At 59.6% G+C, this 19,766-nt stretch carries 21 protein-coding genes; 8 read left to right on the plus strand and 13 right to left on the minus strand.

Translation table 11 applies throughout. From position 1 onward, the window contains the following. Window positions 1-142: 142 nt before the first annotated feature. From ACOQFT_RS08495 to ACOQFT_RS08505, 3 genes are all read right to left on the minus strand, one after another. Window positions 143-628, minus strand: coding sequence for a hypothetical protein (locus tag ACOQFT_RS08495; protein ID WP_421597506.1), 486 nt, complete (start codon window positions 626-628; stop codon window positions 143-145). 115 nt (window positions 629-743) lie between these two features. Further along, window positions 744-923, minus strand: coding sequence for a CTP synthetase (locus ACOQFT_RS08500; RefSeq protein ID WP_170332614.1), 180 nt, complete (start codon window positions 921-923; stop codon window positions 744-746). 196 nt (window positions 924-1,119) lie between these two features. Beyond that, complete coding sequence (locus tag ACOQFT_RS08505; protein WP_421597507.1) at window positions 1,120-1,362, minus strand: hypothetical protein; 243 nt, start codon at window positions 1,360-1,362, stop codon at window positions 1,120-1,122. A gap of 349 nt (window positions 1,363-1,711) precedes the next feature. Here ACOQFT_RS08505 and ACOQFT_RS08510 point away from each other — a divergent pair, with 349 nt between their 5' ends. Next, window positions 1,712-3,079, plus strand: coding sequence for a YaaC family protein (locus ACOQFT_RS08510; protein ID WP_421597508.1), 1,368 nt, complete (start codon window positions 1,712-1,714; stop codon window positions 3,077-3,079). A 42-nt stretch (window positions 3,080-3,121) separates the two neighbouring features. Here the strand turns inward: ACOQFT_RS08510 and lepA are convergent, their stop codons facing one another. Further along, window positions 3,122-4,921, minus strand: a complete 1,800-nt coding sequence (gene lepA / locus ACOQFT_RS08515) for a translation elongation factor 4 (RefSeq protein WP_421597509.1) — start codon at window positions 4,919-4,921, stop codon at window positions 3,122-3,124. 87 nt (window positions 4,922-5,008) lie between these two features. Next, complete coding sequence (locus ACOQFT_RS08520) at window positions 5,009-5,632, minus strand: RNA ligase family protein (protein ID WP_421597510.1); 624 nt, start codon at window positions 5,630-5,632, stop codon at window positions 5,009-5,011. Between the two features lie 175 nt (window positions 5,633-5,807). On the opposite strand from ACOQFT_RS08520, the gene ACOQFT_RS08525 reads away from it, so the two are divergent. Together ACOQFT_RS08525 and ACOQFT_RS08530 are read left to right on the plus strand one after the other, a co-directional pair. Next, on the plus strand, window positions 5,808-6,119 hold the full coding sequence (locus ACOQFT_RS08525; protein WP_421597511.1) for a hypothetical protein: 312 nt from the start codon (window positions 5,808-5,810) through the stop codon (window positions 6,117-6,119). A gap of 66 nt (window positions 6,120-6,185) precedes the next feature. Continuing rightward, window positions 6,186-7,127 (plus strand): LysR family transcriptional regulator, encoded by a 942-nt coding sequence (locus tag ACOQFT_RS08530; protein WP_421597512.1) that lies wholly within the window; start codon window positions 6,186-6,188, stop codon window positions 7,125-7,127. Here the strand turns inward: ACOQFT_RS08530 and ACOQFT_RS08535 are convergent. After that, the gene (locus ACOQFT_RS08535) at window positions 7,124-7,567 is read right to left on the minus strand and encodes a low molecular weight protein-tyrosine-phosphatase (protein ID WP_421597513.1); all 444 of its coding nucleotides are present in this window, start codon (window positions 7,565-7,567) and stop codon (window positions 7,124-7,126) included. The two genes, ACOQFT_RS08530 and ACOQFT_RS08535, sit on opposite strands and share 4 nt — an antisense overlap. Before the next feature lie 28 nt (window positions 7,568-7,595). On the opposite strand from ACOQFT_RS08535, the gene ACOQFT_RS08540 reads away from it, so the two are divergent. Next, window positions 7,596-8,291 (plus strand): NAD-dependent deacylase, encoded by a 696-nt coding sequence (locus tag ACOQFT_RS08540; RefSeq protein ID WP_421597591.1) that lies wholly within the window; start codon window positions 7,596-7,598, stop codon window positions 8,289-8,291. A 69-nt stretch (window positions 8,292-8,360) separates the two neighbouring features. After that, the gene (locus ACOQFT_RS08545) at window positions 8,361-8,969 is read left to right on the plus strand and encodes an HdeD family acid-resistance protein (RefSeq protein WP_421597514.1); all 609 of its coding nucleotides are present in this window, start codon (window positions 8,361-8,363) and stop codon (window positions 8,967-8,969) included. An 88-nt stretch (window positions 8,970-9,057) separates the two neighbouring features. On the opposite strand, the gene ACOQFT_RS08550 is transcribed toward ACOQFT_RS08545, so the two are convergent. The 5 genes from ACOQFT_RS08550 to meaB form a co-directional block, all read right to left on the minus strand. Continuing rightward, on the minus strand, window positions 9,058-9,531 hold the full coding sequence (locus ACOQFT_RS08550; RefSeq protein WP_421597515.1) for a copper chaperone PCu(A)C: 474 nt from the start codon (window positions 9,529-9,531) through the stop codon (window positions 9,058-9,060). Window positions 9,532-9,569: 38 nt separating this feature from the next. Then, entirely contained in the window at window positions 9,570-9,908 is a 339-nt protein-coding gene (locus tag ACOQFT_RS08555) for a hypothetical protein (protein ID WP_421597516.1), read from the minus strand. Between the two features lie 416 nt (window positions 9,909-10,324). Continuing rightward, a complete protein-coding gene (gene rpmB, locus ACOQFT_RS08560) occupies window positions 10,325-10,612 on the minus strand; it encodes a 50S ribosomal protein L28 (RefSeq protein WP_170445188.1) in 288 nt (95 codons plus the stop codon). 119 nt (window positions 10,613-10,731) lie between these two features. Then, a complete protein-coding gene (locus ACOQFT_RS08565) occupies window positions 10,732-11,916 on the minus strand; it encodes a Hint domain-containing protein (protein ID WP_421597517.1) in 1,185 nt (394 codons plus the stop codon). Between the two features lie 112 nt (window positions 11,917-12,028). Next, a complete protein-coding gene (gene meaB / locus ACOQFT_RS08570; protein WP_421597518.1) occupies window positions 12,029-13,006 on the minus strand; it encodes a methylmalonyl Co-A mutase-associated GTPase MeaB in 978 nt (325 codons plus the stop codon). Between the two features lie 130 nt (window positions 13,007-13,136). Between meaB and hrpB the strand changes: the two genes are divergently transcribed. From hrpB to ACOQFT_RS08585, 3 genes are all read left to right on the plus strand, one after another. Beyond that, window positions 13,137-15,590, plus strand: a complete 2,454-nt coding sequence (gene hrpB / locus ACOQFT_RS08575) for an ATP-dependent helicase HrpB (protein ID WP_421597592.1) — start codon at window positions 13,137-13,139, stop codon at window positions 15,588-15,590. Window positions 15,591-15,726: 136 nt separating this feature from the next. Next, window positions 15,727-16,185, plus strand: a complete 459-nt coding sequence (locus ACOQFT_RS08580) for an NUDIX hydrolase (protein WP_421597519.1) — start codon at window positions 15,727-15,729, stop codon at window positions 16,183-16,185. Between the two features lie 90 nt (window positions 16,186-16,275). Further along, window positions 16,276-17,754, plus strand: a complete 1,479-nt coding sequence (locus tag ACOQFT_RS08585) for an inorganic phosphate transporter (protein WP_421597520.1) — start codon at window positions 16,276-16,278, stop codon at window positions 17,752-17,754. Between the two features lie 6 nt (window positions 17,755-17,760). On the opposite strand, the gene ACOQFT_RS08590 is transcribed toward ACOQFT_RS08585, so the two are convergent. Together ACOQFT_RS08590 and ACOQFT_RS08595 are read right to left on the minus strand one after the other, a co-directional pair. Further along, window positions 17,761-18,735 (minus strand): 2-dehydropantoate 2-reductase, encoded by a 975-nt coding sequence (locus tag ACOQFT_RS08590; protein WP_421597521.1) that lies wholly within the window; start codon window positions 18,733-18,735, stop codon window positions 17,761-17,763. A 66-nt stretch (window positions 18,736-18,801) separates the two neighbouring features. After that, window positions 18,802-19,764, minus strand: a complete 963-nt coding sequence (locus ACOQFT_RS08595) for a pirin family protein (RefSeq protein WP_421597522.1) — start codon at window positions 19,762-19,764, stop codon at window positions 18,802-18,804. Window positions 19,765-19,766 lie beyond the last annotated feature (2 nt).

Raw genomic sequence — 19,766 nt, forward strand, 5'->3', positions numbered from 1 at the left:
CCTTGGCCTGCTGAACAGATTGGAAGCTAAAGAGCCGGTTGCAACTTACCTAAGGGAAACTTCATCTGTAGTTCATTGAACCCTCAGACGTTTCCGGAGGACGGGGATACACTCCCCGTCCTAAGCCATTGTGAAAAATAACTTATTCCACCGTAATACTGCCAGTGATCGTGTTCACGAATTTCTTGGTATCGGGATCGGTCAGAGACGAAAAGCTGCCGCCCCCGGTTGCACTCGCCCAATTGCCCGAGCCGCCCGAAACCGTCCAGTCACCGGTCAAAGCGCCACCCTCACCAAGCCCCGTGGCCGTCCATGTCATCACCGCTTTGTCGCCCGATGCGGTGTCAAACACGCAATTCCCGGTGCCCGACACCCCGGCCCCGTTGATCAGCACCGCGCCGAAACACGACCCGCTCGCGCCTTCCAGAGGGTGCCCGGCGGCGACCTCGAAACTGTCATAATCAGTCTGCGTTTTCACCACCGCGTGGCCATCCGAGATGCCGTAGACCTGGTTCGCATTCATCCCCATGCCCTTGCCGGAAGCGTCATATGTCTCGGCCATGGCCAAGCCTGCAGACAGGCCCAGGGTCAGGGCTGTGGTTGCGGTCGCAATTAAGAACTTGTGCATAATAACCTCTCATTTCTGAGGGTCTGGCGTTGCAAGCATGTAAAGAAAAAACCGCCTGAACGCGGTCCCCCGCGCAGAGGATAACACATTCCGTTCTTTGCGTCTAAACCGGGCCTCAGCCTTCGAGCTTGCGGGCCACCAGAAACGAGACCGGGAACGCCGCGACAAAGCCAACAACCGCCGCGATCAGCAGGGTCGTCCAAGCGGCGTGCCCCATGACCAGCACTGCAATTACAGCGCACCCGGCAAGGGTGGAACCAAGGAAGATGTGAAGGATCAGCGTCAGGGGCGACATAGGGGCCTCGTTTTTACCAGTCTGTTTTCGCAGACCCTAGAACCGAGGCTGAGAGTGGTCCTTGATCTGGGTCAGAATGCGCGGTGATCCGAGGTGCAATTTCGACGTTTGATAAGGAGAACGGAGGGCCACGACCGCTCTGTCGGGCGGCGCAAAGGCACAGCCCGTTAACCAAACCAGATCCGGCAATATAATGTCAGTTCAGGCCAAGCAGTTCTTTGGCCTGTGCCAGAGTTGCAACCGACGCGTCATGATCACCTGCATCATGCAGCGCGGCACCTTCGTCGCGCCATGTTTCGACCTGTGTGATCTGTTCTTCAGACAGGTCAGGACCCGCAGCCAGAGCGGCATCGATGGCGGCAATGTCGGTGGGGCATTGCCCGGCAAAGGCAGGCGCGGCGAACAGGCAGAAGGCAGCGACCAGAGTCAGATATTTCATTGATTCATCCTCCCGTGTTTTGGGGTGTGATGAGAATATCATGAAACGGGTCAGGCCCGGAGGGCGTCAGCATCCGATGCGGAGGATCGGCGAGAGATGGCTGACGGCTGGACGATTTCGCTATCGAACATGTGGAGCCCCGAGAGCAAACGCGCCGCCCGTTTTGCCGGAGGCAAACCTTTGGTTTGACGGGGGCGGATCATGGTATGGCCCCGGCGATGCCGCCGGGTGGGTGAACATACGTAATAACTACTTCTGGATGCGTAGGAAAACTTCCAGATGCCCCATGGTTGAACATCACATCAAGTATGCGTATATTTCCCCCAAAAGAACACCTAAGAGACTAAAAATGAACGCAAAAATTCCCTCCGACATTGAAAACATCTTGAGTGACAATTATCAAATAAATGAAGGGAAAATGCAAAACCAGCTAATTTACGATTTTGATTTCGACTATGGAACAATTCTAGAAAAATACGAACAGTCCATTGAGGATTGGAAACTTCTGGAAGAAGTTGAGAAGAAAAAGTACAAAAAGGGCCTGCCGGGTTTTTTGTCTGAAAAAGGAGTTGAAAACCCTAAAGACAAGAAATTTAACATTGCCAAGAATGCGCACCTGGTCAAGAAAGAGGTTAGAGCTCGAAAAGAATATGCGTCACCACTAAAATCACTACCACTAGACGCCATTAACTACCAAAGCTCAGTGACTGAGCTTGTAGAAAGCATTGAGAACGTTGAGCAAATAAAATCTATATATAAACTTCGAAAGTACACCACTGGTGGCACTAAGAACGCAGGTATAAATGATACAGAAGCGGTAAAGCTAAAGAACTGCTTCAGCCAAGGCAGGGAATTGTATTTTGCAGGTTGTGGCGGGTCCTTGATGGTAAAGCCCTTGAACCACTTTTACTCAGTCACCGCCTATTCTTATGGGATGATAGTCTTAAACAATCCTATCAGATACAGTAAAGATAATCTACCAAGCTCCCATGGCATGGTTTACTTACCTGACGTTGTTCAGGCACAATTCGGCGGGGACAGTCCAACCGGGACATTTAGTGAGCTTTTCAGCTCATTCCCGACAGAGCTAATAAAATACAATAATATTGAATTTCAGCAAGATTTAACTGACAGCATCAGCGCATTTTATGAAAACAGAATAAATGCAAGCATTGGAACACTTCTGAGTATGCTGCCAGAAATGGCAGACTATTATTCGTTAATGACTGGAAAACGCTCAAGAGCATTTCCATTAGAAATTGTAAATGCAAACAACCCCAGAATGTTGATTTGGGAGTTTCAAATTGGAGATGGGACGACACTTCCAACACGAGAGATAGTCGAAAAATCATTTCCAAACTTTGAAGTATCCGAGCGATTTGGAAAATATGTCATCTCAGTTCCAGCAAACAGAGCGTCCGAAATCAAGGCACTGATTTACACCGATGTTCGCGGGCGACTGTCCTTCATCGAAAATCCATTCTTTCCTATACTACTGCCTGAGATTTGCCTACACTTTTTGCTAAATCACGTTTATTCTTGCATCATGCGTTATCGACCAGATGATTGGGGAAACGTAATTTTGAACGAAGTCTCTACCGACACCTCGTTGCTAACAAGACACTATTTTTCAAACTATGAACGCAAGATTATTCTTCTGATTCTAAAGTGCATCTCACGGTACACGCCGACTGTTGAACTTGGCGAAACCGTCTAACCTCGACGCTTGATGGTATTAGACAACTAAAGATTGACAGCTTTAGCTGTCCATCTTCAAAGCCGAAATAAACGCCTCCTGCGGGATGTCGACCTTCCCGAACTGGCGCATCTTTTTCTTACCGGCCTTCTGCTTGTCCAGCAGCTTGCGTTTCCGCGTGGCGTCGCCTCCGTAGCATTTCGCGGTCACGTCCTTGCGTAAGGCGGACAGGGTCTCGCGGGCGATGACCTTGCCTCCGATGGCGGCCTGGATCGGGATTTTGAACATGTGGCGCGGGATCAGATCTTTCAGTTTTTCGCACATCGCCCGGCCCCGCATCTCGGCCCGGTCGCGGTGAACCATGGTCGACAGCGCATCGACCGGTTCGTCATTCACCAGCACCGACATCTTGACCAGATTGTCCTCGGTATAGCCGGTCATCTGGTAGTCAAAACTGGCGTAACCTTTTGTTACCGATTTCAGGCGATCATAGAAATCGAACACAACTTCGTTGAGGGGAAGGTCGTAAACAACCATCGCGCGGGAGCCCGCATAAGTCAGGTCCATCTGGATGCCGCGGCGGTCCTGGCAGAGTTTCAGCACGTCGCCGAGATATTCATCCGGCACCAGAATGGTCGCCTTGATGCGCGGTTCCTCGATGTGATCGACCTTGGAGGGGTCGGGCATGTCGGCGGGGTTGTGCAGCTCGATCATCTCGCCGTCTTTCATGTAGACGTGATAGATCACCGATGGCGCGGTGGTGATCAGCTCGATATCGTATTCGCGTTCGATGCGGTCGCGGATGACCTCAAGGTGCAGAAGCCCGAGGAAGCCGCAGCGGAAGCCAAAGCCAAGCGCGGCCGAGGTCTCCATTTCAAAGCTGAAGCTGGCGTCGTTCAGCGCCAGCTTGTCGATCGCATCGCGCAGGTCTTCGAATTCGGCGGAGTCCACCGGGAAGAGGCCGCAGAACACCACCGGCTGCGCGGGTTTGAAGCCCGGCAGGGCGTCCTCGGTGCCGTTGCGGTCATTGGTGATAGTGTCACCGACGCGGGTGTCGCGGACCTGTTTGATGGACGCCGTCAGAAAGCCGATCTCACCAGGGCCAAGCGAGTCCACCATCTCCATCTCGGGCCGGAAGACCCCTACGCGGTCGACATGGTGCAGGGTGTTGTTCGACATGAATTTGACCCGCATGCCCTTTTTCAGCGTGCCGTCCATGATGCGGACCAGAACGATAACGCCGAGATAGGCGTCGTACCACGAATCCACCAGCATCGCCTTGAGCGGCGCGTCGAGATTGCCCTGTGGCGCGGGCAGTTGCTGCACGATGGCTTCCAGCGTCTCATGGATGCCCTGCCCCGTCTTGGCGCTGACCTGAATGGCGTCTGTCGCGTCGATGCCGATCACGTCCTCGATCTGTTCCGCCACGCGGTCACAGTCCGACGCAGGCAGGTCGATCTTGTTCAGCACCGGCACGATCTCATGATCAGCGTCGATGGCCTGATAGACATTCGCCAGCGTCTGCGCCTCGACCCCTTGCGTCGAGTCCACAACCAGCAGAGAGCCCTCGACCGCGCGCATGGACCGGCTGACCTCATAGGCAAAATCCACGTGGCCGGGGGTGTCGATCAGGTTCAGCACGTATTGCTCGCCATTGTCGGCGGTATAGTCGATGCGAACCGTGTTCGCCTTGATGGTGATGCCGCGCTCGCGCTCGATATCCATGCTGTCGAGCAGCTGTTCCTTCATGTCGCGATCCTTGACCGTTCCGGTCTCTTGGATGAGCCGGTCAGCAAGGGTGGATTTGCCATGGTCGATATGCGCGACGATGGAGAAATTGCGGATATGAGCGAGGTCTGTCATGGGTTGGGGATATGCGTCGGAAATGGGCTGTGGTCAAGGTGGGACGCGACCCCAGCGCAACCCTTTGAATACGAGGCCTCCGACCGATCAGACCAACCTGTTTTTGACCTGCACCGCGTTCATCCAATGCGTCTCGCTCTGCACATGGCCCTCGCGTACGTATTTCGCGAGGTGAGTGGGCATGTCTTCTTCCTTGAACGCCGCTGTTGTGCGAACGACGAATCCCTCTTGCGTACCCAAGTTCAGATCGGCGATCACGTCCGCCACAACCTTCGCGGAGAACGGTCCGCGATACAGTTCGGGAACAGCGGTGATCCCAAGCTCGACAAAGCGTGAAAGCGTCGCGTCCCACGATTGCACTTGGTTTGCCTTGACCCAAGCGAAGCCCAGGAAATAAGTCGGCAACTCAAAATATTCGATGGAATGACGCGCGAACAGATACTCGCCGACGATGCGCTCATCCTCGGCAAGTTGAGGCGCGACACCAGCTGCGAAGGCCTTCATCCAATCTCGCGACGGGTGATAGCGCGCATCGATGCTGCGAGGGTGACAGCCTTGGCTGTGAATTGTTGTATTCTCGCCGTCCATCTTTTCGGTAAAGACCACCTCGTCAGCCAAGGCCAACTTATCAACGCTGGACATGATCTTGTCATCGCTTGTGGCGCCGGGAGATTGCGGCAAGTGACATGTGCGCCCGTACTTCTGAAGCATATTGGTCTCACCAATGAATTATTAGCAAAGTCAGGCCAAAAAACGCGACATCAACCATGCGCGCAATCACTTTTTCGCACCGCACGATTGATCCCGAATCCAGTTTGATTCATACTCCCGCCCAGACCGAGAGGGGCGTCAGACCCGTCCGGGCAGGCAAAAACGAGGCTCGAGCATGAAACAGTTCCTCTTAATCGCATTTTGCGCCACGTCGTTGACGGCGGTGGCTCCGACACCTGGCGAGGCAGCGCAGATCAAGCGGGCGTGTCTGGCGTCCGACCGTACGGCTGCGACGCGGGACCGGTGCAGCTGCATCCAGCGGGTGGCCAATCAGGCGCTGACCCGCAGCGATCAGAAGACGGTCGCCAAGTGGTTCAGCGACCCCCATCAGGCGCAGGAATTGAAGATGTCGAAAGCCGCGCGCGATGATGCGCTGTGGGATCGGTATCGGAACTTTGGCCAGATGGCGCAGGCGATCTGCAGCTAAGCTGACCTCAATCCTTGACCTGATCGACACTGCGCCCCAGAAAAGGCGCAGCGAAAGGTGTATCAGATGGTAATGAAAGGGCTGACCCTGCGCGGGCTCGAAGTGTTCGAGGCCCTGGCGCGGACGGGATCGGTGGCGCAGGCCGCCGAGATCACGGGGCTCAGCCAGCCCTCGGTATCTCAGCAATTGCGTAATCTGGAAAACGCTCTGGGGACCGAATTGGTCGATCACGGGCGCCGCCCCATGCGGCTGACGCAGGCGGGGCGCAGCTTTCTGGCCCGGACCGAGGCTGTGCTGGCTGAATTACAGATGGCCCAAAGCGAACTGACCGTTATGGATCTGGGCCATCTGACCACCCTGTCCATCGGGCTGATCGACGATTTCGACAACGACCTGACCCCGCGGCTGGCGACTCTGCTGGCCGACAGCCTGACCCGTTCGAACTTCAAGCTGCTCACCCTGCCCAGCCTGGATTTGTTCCAAGAGTTGGAGGCCCAACGCCTGCACCTTATGGTCTCGGCCCATTCCGGTGAGGTACTGGAGGGTGTGGTCGAATACCCCTTGGTTCAGGACCCGTTCATTCTGGTGACGCCCAAAGGTGTTGAGAACGCCGTTCAGGACCTGCCCTTTCTACGCTATGCCCGCGAACAACTGATCAGCCGCCAGATCGAGGCACATCTGGCCCGGCAGCGGCTGGAATACGAAGAACGGTTCGAAATCGGCTCGCATCTGGCACTGATGGCGATGGTCGCGCGTGGGTTGGGCTGGGCGATTACAACGCCGCTGGGCTATATGCGGGCAACCCGATTTCACGACGCGCTTGAGGCGCACCCCGCCCCGTTCGGAGATTTTGCGCGCACGATTTCCCTGTTCACCCGCACCGACTGGTCCGACCAGGTTCCGCAAGAGGTTGCCGGGATGATGCGTCGCCTGATGCGCAACCAGATCGTCGACCCGGCGCTGGCGCAACTGCCATGGCTAACCGACCGCCTGAAGGTGATGGGCTAGGCCCGCAAATGCGCATCGAGCCCCGCCACGGCGGCCTCGATCAGGTCCAGCGCCCCGTCAAAATCCCGCGTATAGTAGGGATCGGGCACATGATCCGCCCCCGTCTCAGGCGCGAAATCGGTCAGCAGGCGCACCGGGGTCTCATTCCCAGCGGGCCGCAAAGCTTCGATGTTCCTGATGTTCTCGGCGTCCATGCCGACGATCAGGTCGAACTGATCAAAATCCTCAGCCACGAATTTCCGCGCCCGCAGGTCGCTTAGGTCGATGCCCCGTGCCCCCGCCGCTGCCTGCATCGGCCCATAGGGCGGTTCTTCGATATGCCAGCCCGAGGTTCCGGCACTGTCTGTCATATGGTGAGGCGCACGGGCGCGAAACGCGCCTTCGGCGGCAGGAGAACGGCAGATATTGCCCAGACAGACAAAGAGGATACGGTGGGTCATGGGCCAAGGTGTAGCGCGTGGGGCAAAGATGGAAAAGATCGTCATTCTGACAGGGGCGGGAATCTCGGCCGAAAGCGGGCTGGGCACGTTCCGCGACGAGGACGGCTTGTGGGCGCAGCACCGGATCGAGGATGTCGCCACACCCGAAGGCTTTGCCCGCAACCCCGCCCTTGTCCATGGATTCTACAATGCCCGCCGGGTTCAGGCCGCTGAGGCTCCACCAAACGCTGCGCACAAGGCACTGGCCCGCCTGCAACTGGACTTTCGCGGTACAGTGGTAATTGTCACTCAGAATGTCGATAACCTGCACGAGGCAGGCGGCGCCCAAAACGTGATCCACATGCACGGCACACTGGCCGGTGCGCTGTGTGCGGCCTGTGATCACCGCTGGCCCGCTCCGCCCGAGATGACGGTGGATGAGCCCTGCCCGGCCTGCAACGCCCCCACGGCACGGCCGGATGTGGTCTGGTTTGGCGAGATGCCGTATCACATGGACGCAATCTACGACCATCTGGCTGATGCAACCCTGTTTGCGGCCATCGGCACCTCGGGTCAGGTCTACCCCGCCGCCGCCTTCGTGCACAAGGCCCGCATGTCCGGTGCGCAAACAGTCGAGTTGAACCTCGCCCCGTCGGATGAGGCGTCCAGCTTCGACGACGTTATCCTCGGCCCTGCATCGGAAACTGTCCCGCGCTGGGTTGAGGGGTTGCTGGGGCAATCTTGATCGCGAACCCAGCAGACAGCCGCGAATTTTCCTGTTTATAGTAAAGGCCTAACGCGACCGGAGAGCCCAATGACAGACCCCCAGTTTCCACGAGAAGAGATACTTGATGATGGCAGCCTGGACAGCCGCGACGCAGTGGGCGACCAGTTGGCGGGGCTGTGGTGGACCTTCCTGTTGCGCGGGCTTCTGGCCGGGGCACTGGGCATCGCGGCCCTGTTCTGGCCGACGGGCAGCATTTCCCTCTTGCTGCGGCTGGTCGGCCTGCTGCTGGTATTCGACGGCGGCCTGACCTTGCTGGGCTTTGGGCGGCGCGGCCTGATTGGGGGTGTTGGCATCGGCGCCCTGCTGATCGGACTGGTTCTGCTGATCTGGCCCGAGGGCGTGGCCCGGCTGACCTTCTTCCTTCTGGGCGCGTGGGCACTGATCATGGGCGTCGGCTCTATGGCGGCGTGGCGGCAGATGTCGGATCAACACCCTGATGCCGCTTCGGTCCGCAACTCGGGGTTCGTGGCGCTGGTGATCGGGCTGGTGCTGATCTTCTGGCCCGGCAGCGGCATGGTGGCACTGGGATGGGCCATCGCGTTCGGCGCGCTCGCCTTCTCGGCGGTGATGTTCTGGCTGACGGCCCGCTTCAAACGTGCGCATGACCGCGTGGCGATGCGGGTGGTCAATCGTTGATCCGTTCGGCAAAACGCAAACAGGCCGGGCAAAGCCCGACCTGACGCATGGATGAAGGCCGCAGAGCGGCCCGAAGACAGGCGTTCGATCAGTTCGAATGCGATCCGTGACCGCCTTTGTCCTGACGTTCCAGATCGACAGGGATCTCGATTTCAACCTCGCCCGCCTTTTCAAAGATCAGGGTCACCGGAACCGTTGCGCCATGCTCGAACGGAGCGGTCAGGCCCATGAACATCACATGGTCACCACCGCGTTTCAGCATGTGCATCTCGCCTGCCGGAATGACAAAGCCTTCCTCGACATGCGCCATCTTGGCTACGCCATTGTCATCAACCTGGTGCGTATGCAGTTCGACCCGCGCGGCCGCATCCGATTCCACACCGATCAGCCGGTCGTCGATTTCGCCAGCATTTTGGATCATCATGAAAGCCGCACCGGCCTTGGCCGACTTGCCCGATGATCGGGCATAAGCGTCGTCAACGGAAATTGCATCCTGCGCCCAAGCAGAAGTGGCCAGCAGTGCGGTGGCCATCGAGGCCAGAAGTTTGGATTTGAGGGACATCGCGCCTCTCCTTGTTTAAGTGTCTGAAAAGAGAAAACTCAGATCAGAACCGGAGGCGCACGTGCCGGTCTGTAAGGAAGCGGAAGAGCAATCAGGTTGTCGGCCTTGCGCAAGAGCGTAGGCCGACCGGCATCGGGGTCGACCGGCAACTCGGGTCCCGGAACTGCAATCGCGCCCAACAGGGCCAAAGCGTAATCAGGGCAGAAATGCGGGGGCTGCGCCGGTTGGCCTTCGGTGTCCATGTAGACCACCACAGGCCCCGAGCCGGTGCACAGCACCATCTGCCCCACCGCCCTGTCCATTCCGCGCGACGCGGCCACACCCTGCCCCGTCAGCACAACGAGCAGCGAAAGTGCCAAAGGCAGGAATCTGTTCAAAGCGGTCTTCATCCTGCGCCAGATATAAGCCCGGCGCAAAGCGGGCTTCAAGCGCAATCGGATACGCCCGAAGCCCGCAAGCGTGGGTATGATGTCAGCTGTCCACGCCGGGACGTTTGACAGACCCTTTGGTCAGGCTCGTATGCAACCTGTTCACCTGTCGTTGCATCCGAAAGCATGTCCCAAACATTTTGCCAAAAAAGGCAGCCAACAGGGAGAGATAATCAGATAGTTTGAAAGACATGAAACTGAACTCCGCCAGATGAATATGAATGAACATAAAGAGAGCAGAGCCAAGTGTATGTGAACAATGTCACCAACAGGGGAATTTTAGTTCCAATCCGGGAACAGCCCACGAAAGAAAAGACCCTGCACCGTGCGGTACAGGGCCGAATTCTTTGCTGGTAAAAAAGGGCTTAGGCCGCGGCTTGTGCCTTGGCGATTTCCTTTTTCACTTTCAGCGCGTTTGCCGACAGCTCTTCGTCCTTGGCTTTCGCCAGGAACGCGTCCAGACCACCGCGGTGGTCAACCGAACGCAGAGCAGCAGCCGAGATGCGCAGCTTGACGCCACGGCCCAGAGCTTCGGACTGCAGGGTAACGTCGTTCAGGTTCGGCAGAAAACGACGACGAGTTCTGTTTTTGGCGTGGCTGACATTGTTGCCAGTCATCGGGCCTTTTCCGGTCAGTTCGCAACGGCGCGACATGGTTTCTTCCTTTGTTTCTGGAGGCCGGGCATGATACCCGCGGCCAAATCACAAGGGGCGCAACCCGAAGTCGCGCCCGAAAACTGGTTGGATGCGTGTAGTGGGAATCGATGGAAGGGTCAAGATGGATCACGCGAATTCTTTAAACCAACCTCACTGACCGGGAAAGTTTGCACCCGCAGCAGTGGTTTGTTGTTCTTTCGGTGCCGCTCCAACAGGCGCGCCTGCTGCCGTCCGCGCGGAATAAAGCGCGCAGGCCTTGGTGTCAGCCGCTTTTCGATCAGTTCAGGGAAAATGTCGAGAATCTCACGCCTCGCCTCTGCGCCAAGCGACTTCAGAGCCTCAACGCCGGTGAAAAGGCTTTCGGTCGGGGCGTTTTCGGCGAAAATCACCTGATGGCGGTCGAACAACAGATGAAAATACTCAATCCCTGCTACAGTCTCATCGACAAAAATCCCCGGCAGAACGGTCAGCTTGATCGCCGGGATCAACACCTCGGATGTGCCGAACATGCGCTCGGCGATTTTTGACTGCACCAGCATCCTGTGCTGACGCGAAACCAGCAGATCGCGCCGGGGCAGGCCGTTGCCCAGCGCACCGGCCAGAATGCGCACCGGCCAAAGTCGCGGATTAACCAGCAATTCAGCCCGGCCGAATCCACGGCGGCCGATCCACCGGATGCCTTGCAACCCGTGCTCCATCGTTGGGATCATGTCCCCGATCCGCAGCTCTTGAATCGGGCGCTTTCCGGTTTGCGTCAGAATAGCAGTATCACGGGTAAAGCACGGAACGCCCGAACCGTTTTCGAACGCAGAATACGTGACCACGATGCCGGAGGGCAGGGCAAACGTACCGCTGGACAATGAATAGCCGACACCATCCTCGACCGTGATGGTGCCGAAAACGCTGTCATTGATCACGGTCCCAACGGGCAGGTTCAGCGTATCCGTTCCGTTGCCTCCACGAATGTCGCCGTCGACGGAAGTACTGCGGAAATTCAGTGTATCGTTACCGCCCCCCAGCCGAATTGACCCGACGGTCGAGCCGGTTATGTCAACGGTGTCGGCATCCGACCCCGCAGCAATGCGACCGCCAACGGTGCTGTTGGTAACGGTAATGGTATCACTTCCGGCATTGCCGATCACGTTGTCGGCGATGACGCTGTCGGTGACATTAATATCGTCGTCACCGCCCCGCCCCCGGATATTGTCAATCGGAGACCCCTGCGGGTTCCCATTCAGGGTGCCGCTATTGCCTGTGACGTCGATATCGTCGTCGCTATTTGTCCCATTTATTCTGGGCATTTGGACCGGTCCAATACATCAGGAGGCCAGACTAACACGTTTCCGCGCCATCGTCAGTCCACAACACAACCCTGGATGGAATGTCCGCCACACCCCGCTCAGGCACACCCCCCTATCGCTGGATGAGTGAGGACAGCATGGTTTCCGCAGCCGCCGAGGGGCTCAGCCGGCCTGCACGCACTTGCGCACCCAGATGATCCATATCCGCCCGCGCCTGCGCGGTGGACAGCTGCGCCAGCAGGGCGGCGCGCACCTCCTGCTCGAACCAGTACTGCGCCTGTGCCGCCCGGTTTGCATCCCAGTGCCCCCGATCCCGGCGCGATTGGGTGAGGGACTGCATTTCAGCCCACGCGCCCTCAAGCCCATGTTCTTCCACCGCCGAAACCGTCATCGCCTTGGGAAACCCCTCCGGGTCCTGCGGGCGTTTGCGCAACAGGCGCAGGGCACCGGCGTAATCGGCACAGGTGCGGGTGGCGGTGGCCTTCAGGTCTCCGTCCGCCTTGTTGACCAGAATCATGTCGGCCATTTCCATGATGCCGCGTTTGACGCCCTGCAGTTCGTCCCCGCCCGCCGGGGCCAGCAGCAACAGGAACAGGTCCGACATCTCGGACACCACGGTTTCCGACTGGCCTACACCGACGGTTTCGATCAGCACCACATCGAAGGCCGCCGCCTCGCACAAGGCAATCGCCTCGCGTGTGCGGCGCGCGACACCGCCCAGATGCGACTGGCTGGGCGACGGGCGGATAAAGGCGTTTCTCTCGCGGCTCAGACGCTCCATCCGGGTTTTATCGCCCAGAATCGAGCCTCCCGACCGGGCCGAGCTGGGATCGACCGCAAGCACCGCCACGCGCAACCCCTGCCCGATCAGCATCATGCCGAAGCTTTCGATAAAGGTGGACTTGCCCACACCCGGCGTCCCCGACAGACCGACGCGCAGGGATTGCCGCTGGGACTTGGCGACATGGGTCAGCAACTCGGTCGCCTGCGCCCGGTGATCGTCGCGGCCGCTTTCAACCAGAGTGATCGCACGGGCCAGCGCGCGGCGCTCGCCGTTCAAAATTCTGTCGCCCAGCTCAGCGGTGTTCATGCGCGCCCCCATACCCGATTTTCGCCTTGATGGCGTAGCGGAATGGGGTTTGTCCAGTGCCAAGCACCATGAGAATTGCCGCAGCCTGTCGGAACTGGACCTTGTGGAACGGTTGGCGGATAAAGCCCGCATGACACGCCTGCCAATCGACGACGCCATCCCTGATCTGCTCGCAAGCCTCAAGGCTTCGGGCCGCGCCGTGTTGCAGGCGCCTCCGGGGGCGGGCAAGACGACCCGGGTGCCTCTGGCCATGCTCGAGGCGGGTTTGTGCGATGGCAAGATCGTGATGCTGGAACCGCGTAGGCTGGCCGCGCGCGCCGCTGCCGAGCGGATGGCGGAAACGTTAGGCCAGCGCGCCGGTGAGACGGTCGGCTACCGGGTGCGCGGCGACGCCAAGGTTTCGAAATCCACGCGGATCGAGGTGGTCACCGAGGGCATTCTGACCCGGATGCTGCAATCCGACCCCGATTTGCCCGGCGTGGGTGCGGTGATCTTCGACGAATTCCATGAACGGTCCCTGAACGCTGATCTGGGGCTGGCCCTGTGCCTTGAGGTCACCGGCGCGTTGCGGGATGATCTGATCCTGCTGGCCATGTCCGCAACATTGGATGCTGAGCCCGTGGGGCGTCTGATGGAAGCCCCTCTGGTCACCTCCGAGGGGCGCAGCTATCCGGTTGAAACCCGCTGGCTGGACCGTCCCTTGGGGGCGCAGTCAAGACGGCTGGACGCACTGATCGATCTGGTGGTTCAGGCCGAGCGGGACACGCGCAAAACCGGTGGCGGTATACTGGTGTTCCTGCCCGGTGAGGGCGAAATCCGGCGGGCCGAGGCCGCCTTGTCAGGGCGTTTGCCCGGCGATTGTGCGGTGCGCCCCCTGTTCGGGGCGATGCCCTTTGCCGCCCAGAGCGCGGCGATTGCGCCTGCTGAAACCGGGCGCAAAGTAGTGCTGGCCACATCGATTGCCGAAACCTCGCTGACTATCCCCGACATCCGCGTGGTGGTTGACATGGGCCAGGCACGGCGGGCGCGGTTCGATCCGGGCTCGGGCATGTCACGACTGGTGACCGAGCGCGTGACACGGGCCGAGGAAACCCAACGCGCAGGCCGCGCCGGGCGCGTAGCCGAAGGGGTCTGCTATCGGTTGTGGTCCAAGGGCGAAGAAGGCGCTTTGGCCGCTTACCCGCCAGCCGAGATCGAAGCCGCCGACTTGACCGGGCTGGCCTTGGAATTGGCCCTGTGGGGCGCGGAGCCGGGCGATCTGGCCTTCCTGACACCGCCGCCCGAAGGCACAATGGCCGAAGCGAGGGCCTTGCTGAACATGCTGGGCGCGCTGGATACCAAAGGGCGGATCACCGATCACGGGCGCGCATTGGCCGCGTTGCCTCTGCACCCGCGCCTGGGGCATATGCTGGTGCGCGCCGGGCCGGACGCCGCGCCCTTGGCCGCGTTGATGGCCGAACGCGACCCGCTCAAAGGGGCCCCGGCGGATATGCTGCTGCGGCTGGAAGCGCTGCGCGATATACGCGCGTTTCAACGCAATCGGGTCTGGCAAGTGAACAATGGCGCCGTGGATCGGATCAAGGCCGAGGCCAAACGGCTGCGCTCACGGGGCAACGCCACCGATCTGAGTCCTGCCGCGATGGCCGCGCTGGCCTATCCCGACAGGGTCGGACAACGCCGCAAGGGCGATGTGCCGCGCCATGTCCTGTCGGGTGGCAAAGGGGCTGTGCTGGACGGTGGCGACACACTGGCCGCCGCGCCTTATCTGGTGGTAACGGATACCGACGGCAACCCGCGTGAAGCCCGCGTGCGCATGGCTGCCCAGATATCGGAGCGCGAAATCCGTGATCTGTTTGAGGGGCAGATCAAGTGGGTCGACAGTTGCGAATGGTCCAAGCGCGACCGACGGGTCGTGGCGCGCCAACAAGAGCGGTTCGGTGCAATCACTCTGAGCGACCGCATCTGGAAAGACGTCCCGGACGAAGCAGTGGCACAAGCCATGCTGGACGGCGTGCGCGATCTTGGCCTGCGGCTGGACGGCGCCGCAGCACGTCTGGCCGCCCGGGTGGAACTGGTGCGGGCCGAGGGTGTGGACCTGCCTGATTTTACCATCGAGGGACTTACAGAAACCCTGGAAGACTGGCTGCTGCCGATGCTCTCAAACGTGCGCAATGCCGACGAGTGGAAACGGTTCGATCTGCTGCCCGCCCTGCGTGCCCGGATGGACTGGAACCAGACGCAAGAGCTGGACCGCCGCGCGCCGGGATCGTTCAAAACGCCGCTGGGCCGCAAGGTGCCGATTGATTACGGCGGTGCCGTGCCCGAGATATCGGTGCGCCTGCAGGAACTGTTCGGTGTCACGCGGCACCCTGTCGTGGGGGGGCAAGCGCTGAAGATCACCCTGCTGTCCCCGGCGCAGCGCCCGATCCAGATCACCCGCGATCTGCCCGGTTTCTGGGCCGGATCCTATGCGGATGTCCGCAAGGACATGCGTGCGCAGTACCCAAAACACCCCTGGCCCGAAGATCCGACCCAGGCCGATCCAACCTTGCGCGCCAAACGGCGGGGACAAAACCGCGATTGACCATTTCTTTGGATTTTCAGGCGAAATTTCCAAGCCGATGGACGTGTGTGAAATTCAGAGGGGCTCATTGAAGAAACCGCCTGTTGTTGCTATATGTCTGCGTCTTGACGGTAACGCGCGCGCAAAAGATCAAACTATGACCAAATGGTTGCTGAACATCTGGGAGGAGGTCGCAAGGCCCATTTTCCTGCGCCCCAAGCGGGTGCAGTTCGCAGCCCTGTGCACTCGGGAAACCGAAACCGGGCCAGAGGTTCTGCTGATCACCAGCCGCGATACCGGGCGCTGGATCATCCCTAAGGGCTGGCCGATTGACGGCAAGGACGGTGCCGAAACCGCCCTGCAGGAGGCTTGGGAAGAGGCTGGCGTGCGCGCGCCCGGCATCGCCAAAGAACCCATAGGCTGTTTTACCTATGACAAAGTTCTGGATGACGGCTCGGCCCTTCCGGTTCTGACCAGTGTTTACCGTATCGAAGTGCAGGGGCTTGCGGATTGCTTTCCCGAAGCAGATGAGCGCAAGCGGGTCTGGGTGGCTCCTGCCATTGCAGCCGAACGCGTCACCGAACCGGAACTGCGCGACATACTGCTCCAGTTGTAACAGTTTCGCAAAAAATTGATGACGAGGCGGTTGCCCGCGCGGGTGAAACCGTCTAGCCGCCTGTGTCAACTCAAGTAAGCCGCAAATCCCATGTCGAACATCACCAAAAAAACCCGTTGGCAGGCGCTGGACAGCGACCTGCATCGCATCTCGCGTGTCGAAAATGCAAGTGTCCATGTGGCGCGCCCGTTGCTGGCGCCCGGCATCGCGCTGGCCTTTATCGCGCTGGCCGGTTTGTCGGCAGCAGTGGTTTTTGGACACGCGGATGGCGGGTTGATCGTTGTCGCGGCAGCGGTATTCGGGGCCTATATGGCGGTCAACATCGGTGCCAACGATGTGGCCAACAACATGGGCCCGGCGGTTGGGGCCAATGCCCTGACCATGGGCGGTGCGATCGTGATCGCAGCCCTCGCCGAAAGCGCGGGCGCGCTGCTGGCCGGTGGGGATGTTGTCTCGACCATTTCAAAGGGAATCATCGACCCGGCCTCGGTACAGAACAGCAATGTGTTTATCTGGGCTATGATGGCAGCGCTGATCTCATCGGCGATGTGGGTCAACCTTGCCACCTGGATCGGCGCGCCGGTATCGACCACGCACTCGGTCGTGGGTGGCGTGATGGGCGCAGGCATTGCCGCGGCGGGGCTGAGCGCCGTCAGTTGGGGTACTATGAGCGCCATTGCCGCAAGCTGGGTGATCTCACCGGTTCTGGGCGGGGCGATCGCGGCCGGTTTTCTGGCGCTGATCAAGGCCAAGATTCAGTATCAGGACGACAAGATCGCCGCTGCTCGGCGTTGGGTTCCGATCCTCGTGGCCGTCATGGCGGCAGCGTTTGCAACCTATCTTTCCGTCAAAGGCCTGAAACGGATTGTGAAGATCGAGCTTGAGATGGCCTTGCTGATCGGTCTGGCCTCGGGTCTGCTGGTCTGGTCGGTGACGGTGCCGTGGGTACGGCGCAAGTCCGAAGGGTTGGAAAACCGCACGAAGTCCCTGAAAACACTGTTTGGCCTGCCGTTGGTGATCGCGGCCACGTTCCTCAGCTTCGCGCATGGCGCCAACGACGTCGCCAATGCGGTAGGCCCGTTGGCGGCCATCGTGCACGCGGCGGAATTCGGCGATTTCGCCTCGAAAGTGGCGATCCCAACCTGGGTCATGGTGATCGGTGCTTTTGGGATTTCATTTGGCCTGTTCCTGTTTGGCCCCAAACTGATCCGGATGGTAGGCAGCCAGATCACCAAACTGAACCCGATGCGCGCCTTTTGTGTTGCGCTATCGGCGGCAATCACCGTGATCGTGGCCAGTTGGCTGGGCCTGCCTGTCAGTTCCACACACATCGCCGTGGGGGCCGTGTTCGGGGTTGGATTCTACCGCGAATGGCACTCGGACCGCCGCCGGAAGCAATCGAACCGCCAGCGCCCCGCCGAACAGCGGCTGGCCCGCGAAGAATACCAGCGCCGCAAGCTGGTGCGTCGCTCGCATTTCATGACGATTGTGGCAGCCTGGGTCATAACCGTTCCAGCGGCTGCGGCCCTGTCGGCGGCGATATTCATGTTTCTAACAGCCTTTGTCTGACGCTGCCTAGGGCCTGACCTGATCCGGCGACAGAGCGGTTTCCGGCGCTTGTTCGATCAGCGCCAGCACATTGGCGCAAATCGGCGTCGCCACATCGAATTGAGCTCCAAGGCGAATGATCTCGCCTTGCAGGCTGTCAATCTCGGTCGGTCGCCCCTCCATCAGATCATAGGCCATCGAGGTCCGCGCGCTGGGGTCGATGGTCAGCATCCGCGCCGCGATGCGGGTAAAGATCGGCGTCGGCAGCCGCAGGATATGCGGCGTCATCCACGCAGGCAGAGGTGTGGTCGAGGCCACCGGGAGACCTGCTGCCCTGAGAACCGCCAAGGCTTCGGCCATCTGATCCGCCATCAGCCGCCGCCAGTTGCGATCCAGCAATTGCTCTTTCAGCACCAGTCCTGACAGCGCATTCAGCGCGTTGTTGAGGTTGATCACCAGCTTGCCCCATTGCACCGCATCGATTTCATCACTCTCGACAACCGGCAGATCGGCGCTGCTGAGCCTTGGGCCCAACGCACCGCGGCCACTTTCAATGACAATCTCGCCCGAGGTCGCCCGGTGAAAACACGCCGGTTTGGTCGGCACGACGTTAAAAGGCACCATCCCGGCACGCACATCGTGGTCCGGCAGAGCAGCTCGCAAAATACGGGCGTTATCCATCCCGTTCTGCCACGAAAGAACCGGGGCTGATGTCGGCGCATGCTGGGCGATCCGGGCGGCGATTTCAGCCGTTGCGCCGGTCTTGACGGACACGATCACGGCTTCTGCGGTGGTCAGACAGCTTGCATCCCCGGTCAGGACCAAATCTTGCGCAACCACGTGTCGGCTCAGGCCGGAGAAATCTGTAACCGTCAGCCCCTTGTCGCAGATCGGGTCCAGAATGCGCGACCGGCCCCACAAGGTAACGTCATGGCCTGCATAGGCCAGCAAAGCCCCGCAATAACACCCAATACTGCCTGCGCCTGCGATCACGATCTTCATGGTGCGCCTCCCCGGCGCAAAGGTTCGCCGGGATCTGGGCGCCGGGCAAGGCCCTCTGACGTTTGGTCAGCGCGCCAACCTTGGCCGCGTGCGCTCCAACTCATCCGATATCCGAATGAACTCCTGATCATCCCCGGGCGGCAGGTGGAACGCGCCATTCGCCCAGTCGGCGGTTTTCCATTCACGGGTAGCAGTATCAATCTTTTCCTTCGAGGATGACACGAAATTCCACCAGATATAGCGATCCTCGTTCAGCGTCGCTCCACCCAGCAGCATTAGCCGCGCACCCAACGGCCCGGCCTTGACCGACAGTTGATCGCCTGGGCGGAACACCATCATGCGACCTTCTTCAAACCTGTCACCGGCAATCTCGACCGAGCCCTGCGTGACATAAACACCCCGGTCCTCGTGATCATCCGGCAGGGGGAACGCGGCGCCCGGATCAAGCTGGACGTCCAGATAGAAGGTTTCCGACAGCATCGTAACCGGGCTGGTTTCCCCATAGGCCGAACCTAGGATCAGACGCGCACTGACCCCATTGTCCCGAATATGCGGCAGCGCGGCTTGTTTGTGATGCTCGAAATCGGGGGCCATATCCTCATGCGCCTCGGGCAGAGCAATCCAGGTCTGGATGCCGAACAGGCTGTGTTTTTTGCCGCGGGTTTCCGCACTGGTACGCTCGGAATGGGTAACACCACGCCCGGCGACCATCCAGTTGACCTCGCCGGGGTAGATCATCTGATGTGTGCCGAGACTGTCCCGATGTTCGAACTCGCCCTGATACAGGTAGGTTACGGTGCCCAGACCGATATGGGGATGCGGGCGGACGTCGATGCCGCCATCGGTGATGAATTCGGCTGGGCCCATCTGATCAAAGAAGATGAACGGGCCCACAAGCTGCCGTTTGACGGAAGGCAGCGCACGGCGCACTTCAAACCCGCCCAGATCGCGGGCGCGTGGGATGATCAAGGTCTCAAGTACCCCGTTTTCAGACAGGCATTCGGGGTTGTGGGTCGGGTTCCAACTCATTC

Origin of the sequence: Ruegeria sp. MALMAid1280 (assembly GCF_049195285.1) — a bacterium.
Lineage (GTDB): Bacteria > Pseudomonadota > Alphaproteobacteria > Rhodobacterales > Rhodobacteraceae > Ruegeria.